We start from the raw sequence: 24,135 nt of genomic DNA, 5'->3' as shown, positions 1-24,135 counted from the left end.
GTACAACAGTGAAGTTTGTGCATTTACAATGTCAAACCGTTTTTAGTTTATTAAAGAGTGCTTGTAAAATTGATGAGCTTGTCATTCGGGCGAAAGAGCTTGGATTTTCATCGCTGGCCATTACGGATGAAAATGTCATGTATGGAGTTATTCCGTTTTATAAAGCATGCAAGAAAAATGGTATACAGCCTATTATCGGCTTAACAGCCTCTATTTTTAGTGAAGAGGAAGAAAGGTCTTATCCACTCGTCTTACTCGCTGAGAATGAAATAGGCTATCAAAATTTATTAAAGATTTCTAGCAGTATTATGACGAAGTCAAAAGAGGGTATTCCGAAGAAATGGCTTGCTCATTATGCGAAAGGATTAATTGCGATTTCACCAGGGAAAGATGGGGAAATTGAACAGTTATTATTAGAAGACAAAGAGAGTCAGGCTGAAGAAGTAGCCCGCACGTATCAAAATATGTTCGGCAATTTTTATATAAGTTTACAGTATCACGCGATTCAAGATGAACTGCTTTTGCAAGAAAAACTACCTGAATTTATTAATAAGGTAAACGTTCCAGTCGTTGCAACAAATGATGTGCGCTACATTAATCAAAGCGATGCACTTGTTCATGAATGTTTATTGTCTGTTGAGGGTGGAACGAAAATGACTGATCCAGATAGGCCGAGGATGAAAACGGATCAGTATTATTTAAAGTCGTCGGATGAAATGGAAGCACTATTTTCTCATACTGAGGAAGCGATTCAAAACACAATAAAAATCGCGGAGCGTTGCCAAGTGGAGATTCCTTTCCAGGTAAATCAACTACCTAAGTTTCCTATTCCATCTAACGAGACAAGTGATATGTACTTGCGCCGTGTTTGTGAAGAGGGCTTGCAGAAACGATATGGCGTGCCGAAAGAAGTGCATATAAAGCGTTTGGATCATGAATTAAATGTTATTTCCCGCATGGGATTTAGTGATTATTTCCTCATTGTATGGGACTTTATGAAATATGCACATGAAAATCATATTTTAACAGGACCAGGACGTGGATCAGCAGCTGGGTCGCTCGTATCTTATGTATTGGAAATTACAGATATTGATCCAATTGAATATGACTTATTATTTGAAAGGTTTTTAAATCCTGAACGTGTGACACTTCCAGATATTGATATTGATTTTCCAGATATAAGACGTGATGAGATGATTCGTTATGTAAAAGATAAATATGGTCAGCTTCGTGTTGCACAAATTGTAACGTTCGGAACCCTTGCAGCAAAAGCTGCAATTAGAGACATTGCTCGTGTAATGGGGCTACCGCCAAGAGATATTGATATATTTTCAAAACTTATTCCATCAAAGCTTGGTATAACATTAAAAGATGCATATGAGGAATCACAATCACTCCGTGAGTTTATACAAGGGAACCTTTTGCATGAGCGTGTGTTTGAAATTGCAAAACGTGTAGAGGGATTACCGCGGCATACGTCTATTCATGCAGCTGGCGTTATTATGAGCCAAGAACCGTTAACGGGAAGTGTAGCAATTCAAGAAGGGCATAACGATGTTTATGTTACGCAATATCCAGCTGATGTATTAGAAGAACTTGGCCTGTTAAAGATGGACTTTTTAGGTTTACGTAATTTAACGTTACTTGAAAATATTATGAAGTTTATCGTTAAAAAAACGGGGGAACAAATTGATATAAGAAATCTACCTCTTCAAGATGAAAAGACGTTTCAATTGTTAGGGAGAGGGGATACAACAGGTGTATTCCAGCTTGAATCAGGTGGTATGCGAAATGTACTGCGCGGGTTAAAACCGAATGAATTTGAAGACATAGTCGCTGTTAACTCGTTATACAGACCAGGACCGATGGAACAAATTCCAACCTTTATTGAATCGAAGCATGGAAAAAGAGGAATTGAATATTTACATCCAGATTTAAAGCCGATTTTAGAACGAACATACGGCGTAATTGTATACCAAGAACAAATTATGCAAATCGCATCGAAGTTAGCTGGATTTTCGCTCGGAGAAGCGGATTTACTGCGCCGTGCAGTGAGTAAAAAGAATCGTGATATTTTAGATCAAGAACGTAAACATTTTGTTCAAGGCTGTTTGAAAAACGGATATGACGAGACATCATCAGAACAAATTTACGATTTAATTGTAAGATTTGCGAATTACGGTTTTAACCGAAGTCACGCTGTAGCTTACAGTATGATCGGATATCAGCTTGCATACTTAAAAGCAAATTATACGCTGGAATTTATGACAGCATTATTATCAAGTGCAATTGGTAATGAAGATAAGATTGTGCAGTATATACGAGAAACGAAGCGGAAAGGTTTTCACGTCTTACCGCCGTCTCTTCAGAGAAGTGGTTACAATTTCCAAATAGAAGGAAATGCGATTCGTTATAGTTTACTTTCGATTCGGAATATCGGAATGGCTACAGTGACGGCGTTATTGGAAGAACGAGAGAACAAAATGTTCGAAGATTTATTTGAATTTTGTCTTCGTATGCCATCAAAGTTTGTCACAGAGCGAAATTTAGAGGCTTTCGTCTGGTCTGGATGTTTTGACGATTTTGGTGTTTCGAGGACGACTTTATGGAAAAGTCTTAAAGGGGCGTTAGAGTACGCAAATCTTGCACGTGATCTAGGAGATGCTGTTCCGAAATCAAAATACGTACAAGGAGAAGAGCTATCCTTTATTGAACAGTTAAATAAAGAGAAGGAAGCACTCGGTTTTTATCTATCTAGCTATCCGACAGCGCAGTATGTGAAGTTAGGAAAAGAATTAGAAATTCCATCTCTTGCTCAGGCGATGCGACATAAGAAAAAAGTACAAAGGGCAATCGTATATATAACAAGTGTGAAAGTTATTCGTACGAAAAAGTTGCAAAAGATGGCGTTTATTACATTCTGTGATCAAAATGATGAAATGGAAGCTGTTCTTTTCCCGGAAACATATATACATTTTTCAAACAGGCTACAAGAAGGAGAAATTGTTTTAGTTGATGGCACGATTGAGCAAAGAAATCATAAGTTACAATGGATTGTGAATGGACTATATCCGCTAGAAGAAATGGATGTTTATGAAGAGATGAAAGAAGCGTCTGTTTACGTGAAATTGCCGTCTCAGTATGAAAAAAAGCTTGTAAATCAAGTTACAAAAACATTGTTTGACTATTCAGGTTTTGCGAAAGTACTAATTTATTATGAAAAGGAACATAAAATGGTACAATTATCTCGAAGTTTATCAATTCATCCAAGTGAAGAATGTTTAGGAGCACTTCGTGAAATTGTCGGTGACGAAAATGTCGTTGTGAAAATATAATGGACAATTTCCCTACACTTCGATTATTATAGTAGTAGTGTTCGTGGTCAGACCACTTGGAGAAATTGATATCAGCAAGAATAATTTGAGGAGAGTGGATAGTTTGTCAACACTTCGTGAAGAAGCACTTCACATGCATAAAGTGCATCAAGGAAAATTAGAAACTGTATCAAAAGTAAAAGTAGAAAATGCAAAAGATTTAAGTCTTGCATATTCTCCAGGGGTAGCAGAGCCTTGTAAAGAAATTTATGACGATAAAAGTAAGGTATATGAATATACAATGAAGGGAAATATGGTAGCAGTTGTGACAGATGGAACGGCTGTACTTGGTCTTGGTAACATTGGACCTGAAGCATCTCTTCCAGTAATGGAAGGTAAAGCTGTATTATTCAAGAGCTTTGCTGGTGTAGATGCATTCCCAATTGCCTTAAATACAAACGATGTAGATAAAATTGTTGAAACTGTAAAATTAATGGAGCCAACTTTTGGTGGTGTAAACTTAGAAGATATCGCAGCACCAAATTGCTTCATTATTGAAGAACGTTTGAAAAAAGAGACAAATATTCCTATCTTCCATGATGATCAACACGGAACAGCTATCGTAACAGTAGCAGGCCTTGTGAACGCGCTGAAATTAGTTGGGAAGAAAATGTCTGACATTAAAGTTGTCGCAAATGGCGCAGGTGCAGCAGGTATTGCAATCATTAAACTTTTATATCGCTATGGTGTACGTGACGTTATTATGTGTGACCGTAAAGGTGCGATTTATGAAGGTCGTCCTGTCGGTATGAATCCCGTGAAGGATGAAGTTGCAAAATATACAAATAAGAATCGTATAGAAGGTTCTTTAGCTGACGTTGTAAAAGGTACGGACGTATTCATTGGTGTATCTGCAGAAGGTGCATTAACGGAGGAGATGGTTCGTACAATGAATGACGATGCGATTATTTTCGCAATGGCGAATCCGGTTCCAGAAATTATGCCAGAATTGGCAAAAGCAGCGGGCGCAGCTGTTGTTGGAACAGGTCGTTCTGACTTCCCGAACCAAGTAAATAATGTACTAGCGTTCCCTGGTATTTTCCGCGGTGCACTTGATGTACATGCGACACAAATTAATGAAGAAATGAAGATGGCAGCTGTACAAGCCATTGCAGAGCTTGTATCAGAGGATGAGTTGAATGCAGACCATATCATTCCAGCGCCGTTTGACGCGCGTGTAGCGCCTCAAGTAGCGGCTTACGTTGCGAGAGCAGCAATGGAGACAGGAGTAGCTCGCCGTCAAGTAGATCCAAATGAAGTCGCTGAGAAAACAAAACAATTAGCGCTGATTGGTAAAGAATAAGCGAGGAATTCCCATTGACATCATCAAATACAAAAGTATATCTCGAAATTGTAAAAAAAATCCGTTCCATTATGGAAGAGGATGGTTTAGTAGCGGGGGATCGTTTGCCGTCTGAGCGTGAGTTAAGTTCACGTTTAAACGTTGGACGTTCCTCTGTAAGAGAAGCATTGCGTGCTTTAGAATTGGTAGGGTTAATTGAAACAAGACGCGGTGAGGGGACGTTTATTCGAAACTTTTACGATAACGGTCTTGTACAATTAATTGCTCCGTTTCTACTGCAAGATGAGAAAACAATTCGTGATTTATTACAAACAAAACGATTGCTTGAGAAAGATATGATTCGCATTGTATGTAATTTACCGAAAGAAGCGTTTTCTAAAGTGCTAAGTAAATTACACCAAGTGCTTGAAGAAAACGCAAGTTCAATTCCGATGCTTCATCAAACGTTCTTTAAAACACTTATTGAACAAGTCGATAATTATTTACTATATCGCATTTGGATGATCGTAAATGATTACGTTGCAACTCTTTCTTGTGAAGTTTCAGGAGATTCTATCGAATTGTATAGAAAGCTGTATGCTACTTTGGAAGTGAAACAAGAAAATGATGCGTTAAAAATTTACGATGAATTAGTAGAGAATATACAGTTTCACTCGTAATGTATAAAATTTGTCGAAATGACCATGACACGTTATGACAAACATTCTACCGCATAGCGGTTAAAGTTAAACGTAAAGAGAGAGGTTATTAGACAGATTGAGAAGATAAGGCTAACATCAAACTTTGGTGTTAGCCCCATTTTCTTCTTACGCTAACCTTAGCTCTCAACGAAGGGGGTCAAATTGTGCTAAGAGATTTATTCGTGAAAAAGAAAAAGTACGCTGCAATACCTTCAGAACAAGTACGAAAAGATGTACCAGATGGCGTTATGACAAAATGTCCGAAATGTAAAAAAATCATGTATACGAAAGAGCTTCTTAAGAATTTAAAAGTATGCGTAAATTGTGGATATCATCATCCAATGAATGCATGGGAACGTCTTGACAGTATATTGGACGAAGGTTCATTTCGTGAGTATGACAAAGAGATGGTTTCATTAAATCCACTTGAGTTTCCAGGATATGAAGAGAAACTAGAAAACGATCGTAAGAAGACTGAATTGAATGAAGCGGTTGTAACTGGTGAAGGAACAATTGATGACATGCTTGTTGTTGTTGCAGTAATGGATTCTCGTTTTCGAATGGGCAGCATGGGCTCTGTTGTAGGAGAAAAAATTGCCCGTGCAGTTGAAAAGGCATACGACTTACAAGTTCCATTTATTATCTTTACTGCGTCGGGTGGTGCCCGTATGCAAGAAGGGATATTAAGTTTAATGCAAATGGCGAAAACAAGCGTAGCTTTGAAAAAGCATAGTAATGCAGGAGGGTTATTTATTTCTGTTATGACTCACCCGACGACAGGCGGGGTTTCAGCGAGTTTCGCTTCACTTGGTGATTATAATCTTGCAGAACCAGGTGCACTTATCGGATTTGCTGGTAGACGTGTAATTGAACAAACAGTGCGTGAGAAACTGCCGGAAGATTTCCAAACGGCAGAGTTTTTACTAGAGCACGGTCAATTAGATGCGGTGGTGCATCGTGATGATATGAGAGAATCACTCCGTAAGATTTTAGAAGTTCATCAAGGAGGGGAAATGGCTGTATGGCAGAGCTAGAATTTGAGAAACCAGTTGTTGAGCTAAGAAATAAGATTCACGAACTGAAAGACTATACGAAAAACAGCCAGATGGACTTCAGTGAGGAGATTCGTATTTTGGAAGACAAGCTAGAACATTTAGAGGAAGATATATACGGCAATATGAAAGTATGGGACCGTGTTCAAATTGCTCGTCATGCAGAACGACCGACAACGCTCGATTATATTGAGCACTTATTTACTGATTTTTTTGAATGTCATGGAGATCGCCTATTTGGCGATGATGCAGCGATTGTCGGCGGCATTGCGAAATATAAGGGAATGCCTGTAACTGTAATTGGGCATCAACGCGGAAAAGATACGAAAGAAAATATTCGTCGTAATTTTGGGATGCCTCATCCAGAAGGATATCGAAAAGCACTGCGTTTAATGAAACAAGCGGAAAAGTTCAATCGTCCAATTATTTGTTTCATTGATACGAAGGGAGCTTATCCTGGTAAAGCAGCTGAAGAGCGTGGTCAAAGTGAAGCTATTGCCCGTAATTTATTTGAAATGGCCGGTTTAACTGTACCTGTTATTTGTATTGTTATCGGTGAAGGTGGTAGTGGTGGTGCGCTAGGTCTTGGAGTAGGAGATTACATTCATATGCTAGAAAATTCCACTTATTCTGTTATTACACCAGAGGGTGCGGCAGCAATTCTTTGGAAAGACGCTGGAAAAGCGAAAGAGGCTGCAGAAGCGATGAGAATTACAGCATTAGATTTGAAAGAATTAGGTGTAATTGACGAAATTATTCCAGAGGCGCGAGGCGGGGCGCATCGTAATGTTTTGAAACAATCAGAAAATATAGATTTAATGCTTAGAAAAACTTTTGAACAATTAAGCGGAATTTCGAAAGATGAATTAATCGAAAAACGTTATGAAAAATATATGAAAATTGGGCAAGTTTCGTTTTCAAACGCTTCCATTTGGATAAAATAAGAAAAGCGTGCGTTCCTCTTCGCGAATGCACGTTTTTATTATGAAAAGACACATCTTCTCCATTGTGTTTTTATATTTTTTCGTGTTATTTTATTATAAGGCAAATAATCTTTATGAGGTGAGTACAAATGAAACGTATTGGTGTATTAACAAGTGGTGGAGATTCACCTGGTATGAATGCTGCCATTCGTGCAGTTGTTCGTAAAGCGATTTTCCATGATATTGAAGTATATGGTATTTACCATGGATACGCTGGTTTAATTTCTGGTCATATTGAAAAATTAGAACTTGGTTCTGTTGGCGATATTATCCACCGTGGTGGTACAAAATTATATACAGCAAGATGTCCTGAGTTTAAAGACCCAGAAGTACGACTTAAAGGAATCGAGCAATTAAAGAAACATGGTATTGAAGGACTTGTTGTTATTGGTGGAGATGGTTCTTACCAAGGCGCAAAAAAATTAACTGAGCAAGGATTCCCATGTGTAGGTGTACCAGGTACAATCGACAATGATATTCCTGGAACAGACTTCACAATTGGTTTCGATACAGCTTTAAATACTGTTATTGATGCAATTGATAAAATTCGTGATACAGCTACATCTCATGAACGTACATATGTTATTGAAGTAATGGGACGTCACGCTGGAGATATCGCATTATGGGCTGGTTTAGCTGATGGTGCAGAAACTATCTTAATCCCAGAAGAGAAGTATGACATGGATGATGTTATCGCTCGTCTGAAACGCGGTAGTGAACGTGGTAAAAAGCATAGTATTATCGTTGTAGCTGAAGGTGTTGGAAGTGCAATTGATATCGGTAAGCACATTGAAGAAGCAACAAACTTTGATACTCGTGTAACTGTATTAGGTCACGTACAACGTGGTGGATCACCAAGTGCACAAGACCGTGTATTAGCAAGTCGTCTTGGCGCAAGAGCAGTTGAATTATTAATTGCTGGTAATGGCGGACGTTGTGTAGGTATTCAAAATAACAAACTTGTTGATCATGACATTATCGAAGCGTTAGCTCAAAAGCATACAATCGATAAAGATATGTATCAATTATCTAAAGAATTATCCATCTAATTGACTTAATGTCAGATATTTGGGAACGGTTTCATAATTTTCGGAGGTGCAATATGCGTAAAACTAAAATTGTATGTACTATAGGTCCTGCTAGTGAAAGTATTGAGAAATTAGAGCAATTAATCGAAGCGGGTATGAACGTTGCTCGTTTAAACTTCTCTCACGGTAGCCATGAAGAGCATGGAGCTCGTATTAAAAACATTCGTGAAGCTTCAAAGAAAACTGGTAAAACAGTTGGTATTTTACTTGATACAAAAGGTCCAGAAATCCGTACTCACGACTTCGTAGACGGACAAGCTGAGCTTGTAACAGGTGCAGAAGTAGTTCTTTCTACTGAACAAGTATTAGGAACTGCAGAGAAGTTCTCTGTATCTTATGCTGGTCTTTATGATGATGTAGACCCAGGTTCTCGCATTCTAATCGATGACGGTCTTATCGAACTAGAAGTAATCGAGAAAGCTGACGGAAACATCCGTACAAAAGTATTAAACAGCGGAACTGTAAAAAATAAAAAAGGTGTTAACGTACCAAACGTAAGCATTAAGCTTCCTGGTATCACTGAAAAAGACGTTAAAGATATCGTTTTCGGTATCGAACAAAAAGTTGATTTCATCGCAGCATCTTTCGTACGTAAAGCATCTGACGTATTAGAAATTCGTGAATTATTGGAAGAGCATAACGCTCAATACATCCAAATCGTACCAAAAATCGAAAACCAAGAAGGTATCGACAATATCGATTCAATCTTAGAAGTTTCTGACGGTTTAATGGTAGCTCGTGGTGATATGGGTGTAGAAATTCCACCAGAAGAAGTACCATTAGTACAAAAACGTCTAATCAAAAAATGTAACGTATTAGGCAAACCAGTTATTACTGCAACGCAAATGTTAGATTCTATGCAACGTAACCCACGTCCAACTCGTGCGGAAGCAAGTGACGTAGCAAACGCAATCTTCGATGGTACAGATGCAATCATGCTTTCAGGTGAAACTGCTGCGGGTCAATACCCTGTAGAAGCTGTAACAATGATGGCTAACATTGCAGTACGTGTTGAAAAATCATTACAATATGAAGATATGTTCAAAAAACGTATTAAAGAGTTCACTCCAACAATTACAGATGCAATTAGCCAATCTGTTGCGCACACAGCACTTGCTCTTGATGTAGCTGCAATCGTAGCTCCAACAGAAAGTGGATATACTGCGAAAATGATCTCTAAATACCGTCCGAAATCTCCAATCGTAGCTGTAACATCTGACGAGCAAGTAGGACGTCGTCTTGCACTTGTTTGGGGTGTTCAAGCGTTTATGGCTGGAAAACGTGCAGCTTCTACTGACGAAATGTTAGATACTGCAATTCAAACAGGTATGGATGCAGGTCTAATTGGACTTGGAGATACTGTAGTAATCACTGCTGGTGTTCCAGTTGCTGAAACTGGTACAACAAACTTAATGAAAATCCACGTTGTTGGTGAAGAAGTTGCTAAAGGGCAAGGTATCGGTCGTAAAGCAGCAAAAGGTAAAGTAGTTGTAGCGAAAACAGCTGCTGAAGCTGTAGCGAACGTAAACAAAGGTGATATTCTTGTTACAACAAGCACTGATAAAGATATGATTCCTGCAATTGAAAAAGCTGCTGCTCTAGTAGTTGAAGAAGGTGGCTTAACAAGCCATGCAGCTGTTGTAGGTGTATCAATCGGTATTCCTGTTATCGTTGGTGTAAACGGCGTAACAACAACTTTAAAAAATGGCCAAGAAGTAACAGTTGATGCAGCACGCGGAATTGTTTATAATGGACATGCGGAAGTGCTATAAGAAGTAATACGGAGAGAAGGAGCGGAGTCCTTCTCTTTTTTTTACACGAAAAAGGGTAGAGGTAGCTTTAAATGCCTGAAATTGCTTTGGGAAACGTTTGTTATAATGTTTAACGCCCCCCAAAGGAAAAGGGTTAGTTATCTTTTGTAGAGCTTATATGAGCGTTGTGAGGGGCTTATAAAGCCATGATAGATGTGATGAGGGAGAGGCGATATTTGAGCCTTTTGAATGAAATGTGAAAGGAATGTGGAACTATGAAATGGTTGTTGTTCTTGCTTATTTTAATACCGGCGATTGAGATTACGGTATTAATTGTGTCGAGTCATGTAATAGGTTTATGGTCTACGTTCGCTATGATTGTATTTACGGGCATTGTAGGTGTGTATTTGGCGAAACGACAAGGGTTTAAAGTGCTTAGAGAGATTCAATTTAGGTTAAATAGAGGAGAAATGCCGGGTGATGCGGTTTTAGATGGTATTTTTATATTCGTAGGAGGTATTCTTTTGGTGTTACCTGGATACGTAACGGATATACTTGGTTTTATCTTTGTTGTTCCTGCGACGAGGGCTTTATTAAAACCGCTTGTTATGAAGTGGATTGATTGGAAATTTAGAAAGAGAACTACTATTATTGTTCAAAAATAAAGCGTGGATCATTATGATCTACGCTTTATTTTTTTTGTTTGTTAATTATGGCTGCTTAGACTTCAGTTGGAATATGATTTTTTTGTGAAAGTTAGATTGTTGTCAGCTGATAATCAATAGGGATAGAGAGTGGTTCTTGTAAATTAAATGTTTACTTTAGGGAATGTTCTTTCCTCTGTCGAGGTTTGATTAGTGCAAAGAAGATAGGTGAGGGGAGGGGAAAATACTGATTAAAAGGTACTCTTACCTCACTTTTGTATATTTATTCATTTACATAAAAAGTAATAAATGTAAGTAATAATTATAGAGTAAATAGAATAAAAATGTAATTTCAACCTAAAACATGCGTTTTTATGCAAAAAATAAGAGAATTATCCTTTTTTAGGAAATTCTCTTTCGGATGTAGTTATTACAAAAAAAGTACAGTGAATAATCAGTGGGAATTTCCCACTGATTACAGTTAATTTTTTTATTGTGTATGAATTAGAAAATATTATTTTGATGGTGAGCCTTTAATGAATTTCCATAAGTCATGGAATACATGAGCTTTGTGTAATGTATTAAGTAGTACTAATGTGACTGGACCGATGATTAATCCTAAAAAACCAAAGAGCTTAAAGCCGACAAATAAAGCGATGAGTGTCGCTAATGGATCAAGTCCAATATTAGATGAAAGTACTTTCGGCTCCATGATTTGTCTTTGGACAATCACGACGATGTATAGGATGAGAAGACCGATGGCGAATGCAGTGTCGCCTGTGAAAAATACGTATATAACCCAAGGAACGAAGACAGCTCCTGTTCCTAAATACGGGAGTAAATCTACAACTCCTGTAATAATCGCGATAGTAATTGCGTATGGCACGCGTAATATTAAAAGACCGATTAGTACAATGATAGTTGTCATAGATACGAGTGTAAGTTGCGCTTTAACAAAACCGAACAAAGCTTTTCTTAAATCGACAAAAATAGTTTTTCCGTATCCATGTACACGATTGGGTAGGAGTTTTCTTGCTTTATGAGCAAGACGATGCCAATCGTAACTAATGAAGAAAGTGGCTAATAAGATGAATACAAGGACAGTTAAAGTTGTTGGTAATGCACTAATGAAATTTGTTAATCCACTTATGATGGCGGTTAAAAGTTCTTTCATTTGTGTCGTTGCTTCGGTACCTAAGTTTTGAATATTTTGTGTAATAGTGTATCGCTGTGGTTCTCCGAGATGATTAAATTTAGAGATTAAATCATCATAGAGAGGCATAATATGATTAAGTGCAAATTCTTGGGCGAATGCAACGATATCTGGAAACTTCACTGTAACAATTTGTAGTAAGTATGTTGTGGCAGATATTGCTTCAGTTACAAGGTATGTAACAAGTCCGACGATAGCCCCGAACACGAGAATTAAGCTAACGAGTACCGATAACGCACGAGGAAATTGTAGTTTTTGATTAAGGAAATTGACGACAGGATTAATCAAATAAGCGAATGCAAAAGCGATAATAAAAGGGTAAATAAGGCCTGACATGTAAAGTAAGGCATAGAACCCAACTACCGTTGCTACAATGACAAATATGAGTCGTAATATCATATATAGTAAGTTTCGGTTCAAAGATGTATACCTCCCATTCCAATTTGGATTATTCTAATTCGTTCAACTTATAACTAGTGAGATTCACTGATCAAAGTTTCACTTTATGTTATAGTGGAATGATGGATTTAGCCTGCTTTTGCAGTGGAATAATGACTGTAAAAGCTTGTTGGTGATGCTTCTACTATATGGTAAAAACTTCATTTTCTCTCCTTTTTATTTTACCTGTTTCTTATTAGAAAAGAAAGGAGAGACAGCCGGTGTATGCATGCTTTAGTTTTTTTCTGGTTAAAGTCTTGTTTGTAATTTTGAAACGCATATAAAAATTAATTTGTTGCTTTATTATAATTGATAAATGTGTATCGATATAGCATGTATAACGATAGGTTTAAAGGTATTTTTGTTTGGAAACAAGTTCATTATTTTCAGAAAGGAAGTGCAATCATGATTAGTCAGTCAACGTTATTTTTATTCATACTACTTATTATAGGACTAATTGCTAAAAACCAATCGCTTACTGTAGCTGTTGGTGTGTTATCTTTATTGAAGTTTACGTTTTTAGGAGACAAGGTTTTTCCTTATTTACAAACGAAGGGAATTAACCTCGGTGTGACGGTTATTACAATTGCGGTGCTTGTACCAATTGCGACGGGTGAGATAGGGTTTAAACAACTTGGAGAAGCGGCGAAATCGTATTATGCATGGATTGCCTTAGCTTCAGGGATAGCAGTTGCTTTGTTGGCGAAAGGTGGAGTGCAATTATTAACGACTGACCCTCATATTACAACTGCGCTTGTTTTTGGGACAATTATAGCTGTCGCTTTATTTAATGGGGTCGCTGTAGGTCCGTTAATTGGGGCTGGAATTGCCTATGCAGTTATGAGTATTATACAAATGTTTAAATGAGAAATTTTATAGTAATATAAAATTTTTGAATTCTTTCTGTTCACAAAAGTCAGATAATTGTTTATAATAGGATTAGAAACTTTGAAAAGTTACATAACAGCAAAGACTTTACACCAGATAAAATAAAAACAACATAAAACAATTTTATAATGATATTGTTTTATGTTGTTTTTATCATAAAACTCTTCGGAATTAATTTTCCTCACTAACTTGTTGTTCTGAGCGTGAGGATTCGGGGAGACATTCACGCTCATGCCTTCCATGTAAGCAATGGACAATAAGAGGGGAACATCGCAATAAATTTGCATGATCGTGCATTTTGCTTGCCTAAAGAGTGAACGAGCGTTCATAATTTATAAGGGGAGCAAATAGATATAAGGAGCAAGATTGGGAGAATTTTCAGGAAAAGGAGAGAATGTCATGACTGTTATTCGAGGTTTAGAAGGGGTAGTAGCAACAACATCATCTGTGAGCTCTATTATTGATGATACATTAACTTATGTTGGGTATAATATTGATGATTTAGCTGAGAATGCTACATTTGAAGAAGTAGTGTACTTATTATGGCACCGCAAGCTTCCTAACGAAAAAGAACTAGCGGAATTTAGTGAAACTGTGTCTCAATACTATAAAGTTCCAGGTGAGATTTTAACATATTTAAAACAAGTAGATTTAAAAATTGCGCACCCGATGTCTGTTTTACGAACTGCAATTTCCATGCTATCATTATACGATGAGAGCGCTGAAATAATGGATGAAAAGTCCAATTATTTGAAAGCGGTTAAATTACAGGCGCAAGTGGGGACTCTAGTTGCGGCTTACGCAAGAATTCGCAAAGGTTTAGATGTTGTTGAGCCAAGAAAAGATTTATCATTAGCTGCAAACTTCTTGTACATGTTAAATAATCGTGAGCCAAATGAAGTTGAGATTGAGGCTTTTGACAAAGCGCTTGTACTTCATGCAGATCATGAGTTAAACGCTTCTACATTTACTGCACGTGTTTGTGTTGCTACGCTGTCGGATGTATATTCTGGTATTACAGCTGCAATCGGTGCGTTAAAAGGTCCTCTTCACGGCGGGGCAAATGAAAATGTAATGAAGATGTTAACTGAAATTGGCGAAGAAGAAAATGTAGAATCATATATTCATAATGCTCTTCAAAATAAAGTGAAAATTATGGGATTTGGCCATCGTGTGTATGAGCATGGTGATCCACGCGCGAAACATTTACGTGAAATGTCTAAGAGATTATGCGTGCTTTTAGGAGAAGAGAAATGGTATAATATGTCTATCAAAATTGAAGACATTGTAACAAAAGAAAAAGGTCTTCCACCAAATGTTGATTTCTATTCAGCTTCTGTATACCATTGTTTAGGAATTGACCATGATTTATTTACACCTATCTTTGCAATTAGCCGTATGTCAGGCTGGTTAGCTCATATTCTAGAACAATATGAAAATAACCGTTTAATCCGTCCGCGTGCTGATTATAATGGACCGACACATCAAGTGTATGTTCCGCTAGCACAACGATAAGCGAAAAACACTATTTTGATAGTGAAAATACGCTTTCAAAAGTCTGACTTTTTTGGGAAGATGTAATGATTAGAATATTTTAATTTGACTAACGGTTTGAACTGAGGGGTTACTCCCTCAGTTTCATACATATGAAATTTCAAACATGGGGGTTATCACATTGACAACAGGTGAAAAAATTACTGTAACTAATGGTGTTATGAATGTACCAAACAATCCGATTATTCCATTTATCGAAGGAGATGGAATTGGTCCTGATATTTGGGCAGCTGCATCTCGCGTACTAGAAGCAGCAGTTGAAAAAGCTTATGATGGTGAGAAAAAGATCGTTTGGAAAGAAGTGCTTGCAGGGGAAAAAGCATTCAACCAAACAGGCGAGTGGTTACCAGAAGAGACATTAAATGAAATTCGTGAGTATTTAATCGCGATTAAAGGTCCACTTACAACTCCAGTTGGTGGTGGTATTCGTTCTCTAAACGTAGCACTTCGTCAAGAATTAGATTTATATGTATGTCTACGTCCAGTTCGTTACTTTGAAGGTGTTCCTTCACCTGTAAAGCGTCCGGAAGATACTGATATGGTTATTTTCCGTGAAAATACAGAAGACATTTATGCTGGGATTGAATATGCACAAGGATCTCCAGAAGCAGAAAAAGTTCTTGCTTTCTTAAAAGAAGCAATGGGCGTTAATAAAATTCGCTTCCCAGAAACTTCAGGGATTGGTATTAAACCAATTTCAGAAGAAGGGACAAAGCGTCTTGTTCGTGCTGCAATTCAATATGCAATTAACGAAAAACGCTCTTCTGTTACATTAGTTCATAAAGGAAACATTATGAAATTTACAGAAGGTGCTTTCAAAAACTGGGGTTATGAAGTAGCGGAACAAGAATTTGGCGATAAAGTATTTACTTGGGCTGAATATGACCGTATTGTTGAGAAAGATGGTAAGGATGCAGCGAATAAAGCGATGGCTGAAGCAGAATCTGCTGGAAAAATCATCGTAAAAGATTCTATTGCAGATATCTTCTTACAACAAATTTTAACTCGTCCTCGTGAGTTCGATGTTGTTGCAACAATGAACTTAAACGGAGACTATATCTCTGATGCGCTTGCTGCACAAGTAGGTGGAATTGGTATTGCACCTGGTGCAAATATTAACTATGTTACTGGACATGCTATTTTTGAAGCTACACATGGTACAGCTCCGAAATATGCAGGTTTAGATAAAGTAAACCCATCTTCTGTTCTTCTTTCAGGTGTATTATTATTAGAACATTTAGGATGGAATGAAGCAGCGAAATTAGTAACAGCTTCAGTTGAGAAAACAATTGCATCAAAAGTAGTAACATATGATTTCGCACGTTTAATGGACGGTGCAACAGAAGTGAAATGTTCTGAATTTGCTAATGAACTTATTAAAAACATGGATGTAGCGATAATCAAAAACGCATAATTAAAGCGGGGGGTAAATTATGACAATCAAACGCAAAAAGGTTTCAGTCATCGGTGCAGGATTTACAGGAGCAACAACGGCATTCTTATTAGCGCAAAAAGAGCTTGCAGATGTTGTGTTAGTGGACATTCCACAGCTGGAAAATCCAACAAAAGGGAAAGCGTTAGATATGTTAGAAGCGAGCCCAGTACAAGGTTTTGATGCTAACATCATTGGCACATCTGACTACGCGGATACTGCTGATTCTGACGTTGTCGTTATTACAGCAGGTATTGCGCGTAAGCCTGGTATGAGCCGTGATGACTTAGTAGCAACAAACTCTAAAATTATGAAAAGTATTACGCGCGACATTGCAAAACATTCACCAAATGCGATTATTGTTGTGTTAACAAATCCAGTTGATGCAATGACATATTCTGTATTTAAAGAGGCTGGGTTCCCGAAAGAGCGTGTTATTGGTCAATCAGGTGTATTAGATACAGCTCGTTTCCGTACATTCATTGCGCAAGAATTAAATCTATCTGTTAAAGATATTACAGGATTTGTTCTTGGGGGACATGGTGATGATATGGTACCTCTTGTGCGCTACTCATATGCAGGTGGTATACCGTTAGAAACATTGATTCCGAAAGAGCGTTTAGAAGCAATCGTAGAACGTACACGTAAAGGTGGCGGTGAGATTGTAGGCTTATTAGGAAACGGTAGTGCATATTATGCGCCAGCAGCATCTTTAGTTGAAATGACAGAAGCAATCTTGAAAGATCAACGCCGTGTATTACCAGCTATTGCATACCTTGAAGGTGAGTATGGTTATAGTGACCTTTACTTAGGGGTACCAGTAATTCTAGGTGGTAACGGAATTGAAAAAATTATTGAATTAGAACTTCTTGAAGATGAAAGAGAAGCGTTAGATCGCTCTGTAGAATCTGTACGTAACGTTATGAAAGTTCTTGTTTAATAATTAAATATAGGCGGAAAAAGATTCGGGGCCCCGAATCTTTTTCTACTATTTACTGAATTGTTTTTTTAAAATAATATGAAAACGCTATCATTTGTAGGATCCTATAATGAAACTATAGACTTATACTATACATTGCCCTCATCATAGTAATTTTCGGATAAGGTATCGCTTTTAGTAGGATAATAAGGTGAAAAAATCGGAGGGGGTTGTAACATGTTAAAGAAAAAAGTTCAAATTGGTCGTAGAATGGATGAAATTACAGTAGGAGAGAAACTATCTATCACTGAAAAAATTGAGGATAAAGATTTGTTATTGTATTTAGGATTAACGAATGATGCCAATCCATTATATATTCAGCATGATTACGCATCCCAAACTCCGTATGAAAAGCCGATTGTACCAAGCATTATGCTAACAGGGATGATTACAACGGCGGTTACGAAATATTTGCCAGGTCCAGGTAGTCATATTATTAGGAAGGACCTTACGTTCGTGAAGCCTGTTCACCATTATGAAACGTTACAAATCCACTTTGAAGTTGTGGCTGTTTCTGAGGAGGAACATACAATTGATATGCTTGTATCAGCTTATGATGAACAAGAAGAGAAGGTTGTAAAAGGTTCATTAACAGTAACGCCACCTTTTAAATCTGTCTCTATTATGGAAAAAGCATTAGATAATTTTTAAAACATGAAAATATGAATAGCGCTAGCATCCCTGTATTAAAGAGATGCTAGCGCTATTTTTAGTTGAAGAATCCATCTACGAATCCTTGGGCGTAATCTGAGCAGTTAGTTTTAATTGTATCCCAGTTTGAGATGTTAAAAGTAAGAATACATGTTACCACTAAAGATAAAATAGGTAGTACTAGTCGCATAATAAAACCTCGTTACTTTTAAATTTTTATATAGTGATTTTTATCTTTAATTTTCGCATTATGAAATAATGGAAGTCAAATGAAGGAGTGGTTTTTAGAGGGATGAGATGGAAAAGTGAAGACACGATCTTTGAAACGATGAGAGAAGCTGAAGTATGGGCGGATTCGATCGCGAATGAAATGTATGGGAGAGTATTTGATGGATATGAAACACCAGATTATAAAATAGCATATGCTCTTTCGTTTTTCCTAGCGCAAAATCAAGATTTTATAGTTTGTACAGAAGTGAGTTGTAAAAAAGATAGGGTGATTTATAAGATTTGGATAACAACTGGATCACTAAAGTGAAATTGTAATTATTTTGATTTTTCGGAACGATTTTATTGTAATCGAGCTTCATGAATAGACAATTTTATTGAGGGGGAACCTGTTTTCTAGTATGATGAGAATAACGGGGAAAATACTAGGGTGAAGAAGGTTTCAAGTCTATAACTTGGAGGAAAAGAATGAACAATCGTATTTTAGTAGTTGATGATGAGGAGTTTATCTTAACTTTAATTGAATTTAATTTACAACAAGCTGGGTTTGAAGTTATAACGGCGATGGATGGAGAAATGGCGCTTCAAAAAGCGACTACAGAACGCCCAGATTTAATTATATTAGATTTAATGCTTCCGAAAATGGATGGTATGGAAGTGTGTAAAGAATTACGATTGCAGCGCGTTATGACGCCGATTCTAATGCTAACAGCAAAAGATGATGAATTTGATAAGGTGCTAGGTCTTGAACTTGGGGCTGATGATTATATGACGAAGCCATTTAGTCCAAGGGAAGTTGTTGCTCGTGTGAAGGCGATTTTGCGTCGTACGAAATTACAACAGGAAGAACAAGTTTCAGAAGCGCCAGATGAAGATAGCATCATGATTGCAGAACTGAAAATTTTACCTGAGTTTTATGAAGCGTACTTCCAAGAGAGAAAGCTGGAGTTAACGCCGAAAGAATTTGAGCTGCTTGTTTATCTTGCGAAAAATAAAAGTCGTGTATTAACTCGTGATCAATTATTAAGTGCTGTATGGAATTATGATTTTGCCGGTGATACAAGGATTGTTGATGTCCATATTAGCCATTTGCGCGATAAAATTGAAAAAAATACGAAAAAACCGACGTACATTAAAACGATACGTGGTTTAGGTTATAAATTAGAGGAGCCAAAAGGGGATGAATAAATTTCGCTCCAGGCTTCTTTTTACATTTGTTTCTCTCATTGTTTTTATTTTAGTTGGACTAGGTGTGTTATTAGAAACTGTATTTGAAAATTACTATATAGATCATGCTAAAGAGAGAATGGTAAAAGAGACGCAGTATGTTGCGTTATTAGCAGAAGAGCAAGGGTTTGATGCTGTTTTAAAAAAGCCGTATGTATTTGAAAAGTTAGAAGAACAAATACCAGCTTCTATTCTATTTGTTGATGAAAAAAAGAAGGTTCAATATAGCGGTGGGCAACAATCTGCATTTAGTCAAGAGACGATTAAAGAACTTTCTTCCGAAACAGCAAACCAAAGAAATAAAGTCATTACGAAAGAAACAGATCAAAAGAATGCATTTTATCATGCGGTGTTCGTTCAGGATGTAGCAGGGAAACAAGGATATATTTTGGTGAAAAGTACGATTGAACCTTTGAGGGACATTCACCAAAAAACGTGGGGATTATTAATTATCGGATTTGTCATCGCTTGTCTCGTAGTTGTATTCCTTGGTATGAAAATTACAGGGCAATATATTAGGCCGATTGAATCGGTTACGAAAGTTGCGATTGAATTAGCGAAGGGGAATTATAAAGCGCGTGCATATGAAAGTCATTCAGATGAAACTGGAATGCTGAGTAAAGCGATTAATATTTTAGCTCGTAATTTACAAGAGATGACACTCGAACAAGAAATGCAACAAGATCGTTTGCACACATTAATTGAAAATATGGGAAGCGGAATGATTTTAATTGATAGCCGTGGATATATAAACCTTGTAAACCGTTCTTATAAGGAAACTTTCCACGTAACTGATGAAGAATATTTAAATCGTTTATATTATGAATCGTTTCACCATACGGAAATTATTGAACTTGTGGAAGAAATTTTTATGACGGAAGTGAAAGTGCGTAAACAAATGTTATTGCCGCTTGGCATTGAGCGGAAGCATTTCGAAGTATATGGAGCGCCAATTATTGGGACGAACCATGAATGGAAAGGAATTGTTCTCGTATTCCATGACATTACTGAGCTAAAGAAATTAGAACAAATGAGAAAAGACTTTTTAGCGAATGTTTCTCATGAATTGAAGACACCGATTACTTCTATTAAAGGTTTTTCAGAAACGCTCTTGGATGGAGCGATGGATAACAAAAGATTTTGTGAACATTTCTTACATATTATTCTAAAAGAAAGTGAACGCATGCAAGGATTAATTGAGGATTTATTAGATTTGTCAAAGATCGAGCAACAAGGATTTAAGTTGAATATGGGTACGGTTGATATGAAGGGGCTTCTTGAAGACATTCACATGGTGCTTGATAATAAAGCGGGAGAAAAAGAAATCTCTTTACAAGTGAATGTATTGAAACGAGTTTCTGTTATTGGAGATCCTAGCCGCTTAAAACAAATCTTTATTAATTTAATTAATAATGCAATCGTATATACGCCAGCAGGAGGGGTTGTTTCTGTTGAATTATTAGAAGATAAATATAATGCGTATATAAAGGTATCTGATACGGGAATCGGTATTAGTAAAGAAGAAATCCCTCGTATTTTTGAACGTTTTTATCGAGTAGATAAAGCGAGAAGTAGAAATACAGGTGGAACAGGTCTTGGCTTGTCCATTGTTAAACATTTAGTGGAAGCACATCAAGGTACGATTACAGTGGATAGTGAGGTTGGAGAAGGAACAACGTTTACAGTTGTTTTACCAAAATCAGCTACTGAAAAATAGGATGAAGGATGTTTACAATATATTAACATTGGCTCAATTAAATATTAATAAAGCTCTGTTAATATAATACATGAAAACCCCTTCATCCAAGGAGTAATTTTGGACGAGAATAGTTACGCTATTCTCGTCACTTCCCTTTTGTAAAAATAAAGATATTGATATATATTTCCGTTTATATGTGATAGAAAAAACCGTTATTTTTCTTCTCTCTATTAGTCATGTTAATATAGAGAGAGGAAAGGAACGGTTTTTTTCTGTGGAAAAATCGTTTCAAATTTGTATGGGGAGGTTTGTAGTTTGGAAAAAAAAGTCGTATTAGTAGATGGTAATAATATCGCGTATCGTGCTTTCTTTGCACTACCGCTTTTAAATAACGACAAGGGTATACATACGAACGCAATTTATGGTTTTACGATGATGTTAATGAGAATATTAGAGGAAGAAAAACCGACGCATATGCTTGTAGCATTTGATGCGGGAAAAACAACATTCCGTCATAAAACATATAGTGATTATAAGGGAGGGCGTCAAAAGACTCCACCTGAACTATCGGAGCAATTCCCGTTTATTCGTGAACTACTTGATGCATTTAATGTTCCGCGTTATGAGTTAGAAAATTATGAAGCGGATGACATTATGGGGACGTTAGCGAAAGAAGCGAGTGAACAAGGGTTTCATGTTAAAGTTATTTCAGGAGATAAAGATTTACTTCAACTTGTTTCAGATAATACACTCGTATGTATTCCTCGCAAAGGGATTACGGAAGTAGATGAATATACGAAAGAAGCTTTATTTGAGAAATATAGCTTGTCACCAAAACAAATTATTGACATGAAAGGTTTAATGGGAGACCAATCAGATAACATTCCTGGCGTACCAGGTGTTGGTGAAAAAACTGCAATTAAATTGTTAACACAATTTGAAACAGTAGAAGCTGTATATGAAAACTTAGATCAAGTAAGTGGCAAGAAATTAAAAGAAAAGTTAGAAGCAAATAAAGAACAAGCTCTTATGAGTAAAGATTTGGCGACTATTATTACGGATGCACCAATTACTGTGCATGTAGATGATATGGAATATAAAGGATACGAAGCAAGTGATGTTATTCCGATGTTCGAGAATTTAGGATTTACATCTCTTTTAAATAAGTTAGGTGTTACACCAGAAGAAACAGCGCCAGCTGAATTAGATGATATTACATTTGATATTGTGGAAGAAGTTACGGAAGAAATGCTTCAGCAAGATAGTGCGCTTATTGTAGAGGTACAAGAAGATAACTATCATAAAGCGGACATTCAAGGTTTTGGTATTCAAAATGAAAATGGTTGTTACTTTATTCCGACAGACGTCGTTCTTAAATCAGATGCTTTCAAAGAGTGGCTTGCGAATGGAGAAATGAGGAAACATACATTTGATGCGAAGCGAGCTATCGTTGCTCTCAACTGGAAAGGTGTAGATATTCAAGGGATTGACTTTGATTTATTAATTGCTGCTTATTTACTTGATCCAGCTGATACAGATAAAGATTTTCGCGCTGTAGCAAAAATGAAAGAAACACATGCGGTAAAGTCTGATGAAGAAGTATACGGTAAAGGTGCGAAGCGTGCTGTTCCAGAACAAGAGGTAGTAGCTGAGCATGTAGCTCGTAAAGTGCATGTATTATACGATGTGAAGCAAACATTCGAGGAAGAATTAGAAAAGAACGAGCAATATGAACTGTTTACCGAATTAGAATTACCGCTTGCTCGAGTATTAGCTGATATGGAAGTAAAAGGTGTGAAAGTTGATACGGGGCGTCTTCGTAATATGGGAGAAGAGCTAGCTGGCAGACTGAAGGAAATGGAACAAGAGATTTATGAGCTTGCAGGAACAGAGTTTAATATTAATTCACCGAAGCAGCTTGGAGTTATCCTGTTTGAGAACTTAAACTTACCTGTTATTAAAAAGACGAAAACAGGTTATTCTACGTCTGCTGATGTACTAGACAAGCTTATGGATCATCATGCGATCATTCCGAATATTTTACACTATCGTCAATTAGGGAAACTAAATTCAACATACATTGAAGGTTTATTAAAAGTTGTACATGAAGATTCATCTAAAATTCATACTCGTTTTAATCAAGTGTTAACGCAAACAGGGCGATTAAGTTCAACAGATCCGAACTTACAAAATATCCCGATTCGATTAGAAGAAGGTAGAAAGATTCGTCAGGCATTCGTTCCATCAGAAGAAGGATGGGTTATGTATGCGGCTGATTATTCACAAATTGAGCTTCGTGTGCTTGCTCACATTGCAAATGATCCAGGATTAGTTGAAGCCTTCAAACATGATATGGATATTCATACGAAAACAGCTATGGACGTATTCGGCGTTGGAAAAGATGAAGTGACATCTAATATGAGACGACAAGCAAAAGCTGTAAACTTTGGTATTGTGTACGGTATTAGTGATTACGGACTTTCGCAAAACTTGGGGATTACTCGAAAAGCGGCAGGAGAATTTATTGAGAAGTATTTAGAAAGCTTCCCAGGTGTGAAAGAATATATGGATGACATTGTAAAAGATGCGAAGCAAAAAGGATATGTTTCAACGCTATTAAATCGTCGTCGTTACATTCCAGAAATTACGAGTCGTAATTTTAATTTGCGTAGCTTTGCAGAGCGTACTGCAATGAATACACCAATTCAAGGTAGTGCGGCGGATATTATTAAAAAGGCTATGATTATTATGGCGGATCGTTTAGAAGAAGAAGGATTAGAAGCGCGTCTACTTCTGCAAGTACACGATGAATTGATCTTTGAAGCACCAAAAGAAGAAGTGGAAAAATTAGAGAAGCTTGTACCAGAAGTAATGGAGCATGCAATTGAGTTGGCAGTTCCATTAAAAGTTGATTATTCTTACGGCCCAACTTGGTACGACGCGAAATAAGG

Annotated in this window: 19 protein-coding genes; 17 read left to right on the top strand and 2 right to left on the bottom strand. The window is 37.0% G+C overall.

Going from position 1 to position 24,135, the window contains the following annotated elements; all coding sequences use genetic code 11:
- Positions 1-8 precede the first annotated feature (8 nt).
- The 8 genes from dnaE (at position 9) to U860_RS0104630 (ending at position 10,896) form a co-directional block, all read left to right on the top strand.
- Positions 9-3,335 carry a DNA polymerase III subunit alpha gene (gene dnaE, locus U860_RS0104665; protein ID WP_025147573.1) on the top strand — a complete coding sequence of 1,109 codons (3,327 nt, stop codon included), beginning with the start codon at positions 9-11 and terminating at the stop codon, positions 3,333-3,335.
- Between the two features lie 133 nt (positions 3,336-3,468).
- The gene (locus U860_RS0104660) at positions 3,469-4,677 is read left to right on the top strand and encodes a malic enzyme-like NAD(P)-binding protein (RefSeq protein WP_162790989.1); all 1,209 of its coding nucleotides are present in this window, start codon (positions 3,469-3,471) and stop codon (positions 4,675-4,677) included.
- A gap of 14 nt (positions 4,678-4,691) precedes the next feature.
- On the top strand, positions 4,692-5,336 hold the full coding sequence (locus U860_RS0104655) for a GntR family transcriptional regulator (protein ID WP_002173725.1): 645 nt from the start codon (positions 4,692-4,694) through the stop codon (positions 5,334-5,336).
- 185 nt (positions 5,337-5,521) lie between these two features.
- Entirely contained in the window at positions 5,522-6,391 is an 870-nt protein-coding gene (accD, locus tag U860_RS0104650; protein WP_002173724.1) for an acetyl-CoA carboxylase, carboxyltransferase subunit beta, read from the top strand.
- Complete coding sequence (accA, locus tag U860_RS0104645; RefSeq protein WP_025147571.1) at positions 6,379-7,353, top strand: acetyl-CoA carboxylase carboxyl transferase subunit alpha; 975 nt, start codon at positions 6,379-6,381, stop codon at positions 7,351-7,353. The genes accD and accA overlap by 13 nt, the downstream gene beginning before the upstream one ends.
- Before the next feature lie 128 nt (positions 7,354-7,481).
- On the top strand, positions 7,482-8,441 hold the full coding sequence (gene pfkA / locus U860_RS0104640) for a 6-phosphofructokinase (protein WP_002173722.1): 960 nt from the start codon (positions 7,482-7,484) through the stop codon (positions 8,439-8,441).
- Positions 8,442-8,494: 53 nt separating this feature from the next.
- Positions 8,495-10,252 (top strand): pyruvate kinase, encoded by a 1,758-nt coding sequence (pyk, locus tag U860_RS0104635; protein ID WP_002173721.1) that lies wholly within the window; start codon positions 8,495-8,497, stop codon positions 10,250-10,252.
- Positions 10,253-10,506: 254 nt separating this feature from the next.
- A complete protein-coding gene (locus U860_RS0104630; protein ID WP_002173720.1) occupies positions 10,507-10,896 on the top strand; it encodes an FxsA family protein in 390 nt (129 codons plus the stop codon).
- 493 nt (positions 10,897-11,389) lie between these two features.
- On the opposite strand, the gene ytvI is transcribed toward U860_RS0104630, so the two are convergent.
- Positions 11,390-12,508 (bottom strand): sporulation integral membrane protein YtvI, encoded by a 1,119-nt coding sequence (ytvI, locus tag U860_RS0104625; RefSeq protein WP_025147570.1) that lies wholly within the window; start codon positions 12,506-12,508, stop codon positions 11,390-11,392.
- A gap of 423 nt (positions 12,509-12,931) precedes the next feature.
- Here ytvI and U860_RS0104620 point away from each other — a divergent pair, with 423 nt between their 5' ends.
- The 5 genes from U860_RS0104620 to U860_RS0104600 all read left to right on the top strand — a co-directional run bounded on the left by U860_RS0104620 (position 12,932) and on the right by U860_RS0104600 (position 18,030).
- Entirely contained in the window at positions 12,932-13,393 is a 462-nt protein-coding gene (locus tag U860_RS0104620) for a DUF441 domain-containing protein (RefSeq protein WP_025147569.1), read from the top strand.
- Between the two features lie 387 nt (positions 13,394-13,780).
- The gene (citZ, locus tag U860_RS0104615) at positions 13,781-14,929 is read left to right on the top strand and encodes a citrate synthase (protein ID WP_025147568.1); all 1,149 of its coding nucleotides are present in this window, start codon (positions 13,781-13,783) and stop codon (positions 14,927-14,929) included.
- Between the two features lie 160 nt (positions 14,930-15,089).
- Positions 15,090-16,382: an NADP-dependent isocitrate dehydrogenase gene (gene icd, locus U860_RS0104610; protein ID WP_025147567.1), complete on the top strand. Its 1,293-nt coding sequence runs from the start codon at positions 15,090-15,092 to the stop codon at positions 16,380-16,382.
- A 19-nt stretch (positions 16,383-16,401) separates the two neighbouring features.
- Positions 16,402-17,340, top strand: a complete 939-nt coding sequence (mdh, locus tag U860_RS0104605; protein WP_002173715.1) for a malate dehydrogenase — start codon at positions 16,402-16,404, stop codon at positions 17,338-17,340.
- Between the two features lie 216 nt (positions 17,341-17,556).
- Positions 17,557-18,030 (top strand): MaoC/PaaZ C-terminal domain-containing protein, encoded by a 474-nt coding sequence (locus U860_RS0104600; RefSeq protein ID WP_002173714.1) that lies wholly within the window; start codon positions 17,557-17,559, stop codon positions 18,028-18,030.
- 58 nt (positions 18,031-18,088) lie between these two features.
- Here U860_RS0104600 and U860_RS36780 read toward each other — a convergent pair whose 3' ends face one another.
- The gene (locus U860_RS36780; RefSeq protein ID WP_081806602.1) at positions 18,089-18,220 is read right to left on the bottom strand and encodes a hypothetical protein; all 132 of its coding nucleotides are present in this window, start codon (positions 18,218-18,220) and stop codon (positions 18,089-18,091) included.
- A gap of 102 nt (positions 18,221-18,322) precedes the next feature.
- Here U860_RS36780 and U860_RS0104595 point away from each other — a divergent pair, with 102 nt between their 5' ends.
- From U860_RS0104595 to polA, 4 genes are all read left to right on the top strand, one after another.
- Positions 18,323-18,568 carry a hypothetical protein gene (locus U860_RS0104595; protein ID WP_025147566.1) on the top strand — a complete coding sequence of 82 codons (246 nt, stop codon included), beginning with the start codon at positions 18,323-18,325 and terminating at the stop codon, positions 18,566-18,568.
- Positions 18,569-18,726: 158 nt separating this feature from the next.
- Complete coding sequence (gene phoP, locus U860_RS0104590; protein ID WP_002173711.1) at positions 18,727-19,446, top strand: two-component system response regulator PhoP; 720 nt, start codon at positions 18,727-18,729, stop codon at positions 19,444-19,446.
- The gene (gene phoR, locus U860_RS0104585; protein WP_025147565.1) at positions 19,439-21,202 is read left to right on the top strand and encodes a sensory box histidine kinase PhoR; all 1,764 of its coding nucleotides are present in this window, start codon (positions 19,439-19,441) and stop codon (positions 21,200-21,202) included. Before phoP ends, phoR begins: the two co-directional genes overlap by 8 nt.
- A 297-nt stretch (positions 21,203-21,499) precedes the next feature.
- The gene (polA, locus tag U860_RS0104580) at positions 21,500-24,133 is read left to right on the top strand and encodes a DNA polymerase I (protein ID WP_025147564.1); all 2,634 of its coding nucleotides are present in this window, start codon (positions 21,500-21,502) and stop codon (positions 24,131-24,133) included.
- The last annotated feature ends 2 nt before the right edge of the window (positions 24,134-24,135 follow it).

The organism is Bacillus sp. H1a (genome assembly GCF_000633475.1).
Taxonomy (GTDB): domain Bacteria; phylum Bacillota; class Bacilli; order Bacillales; family Bacillaceae_G; genus Bacillus_A; species Bacillus_A paramycoides.
The sequence above is the reverse complement of the archived record's forward strand: the minus strand, read 5'-3'. Positions and strand labels throughout refer to the sequence as shown.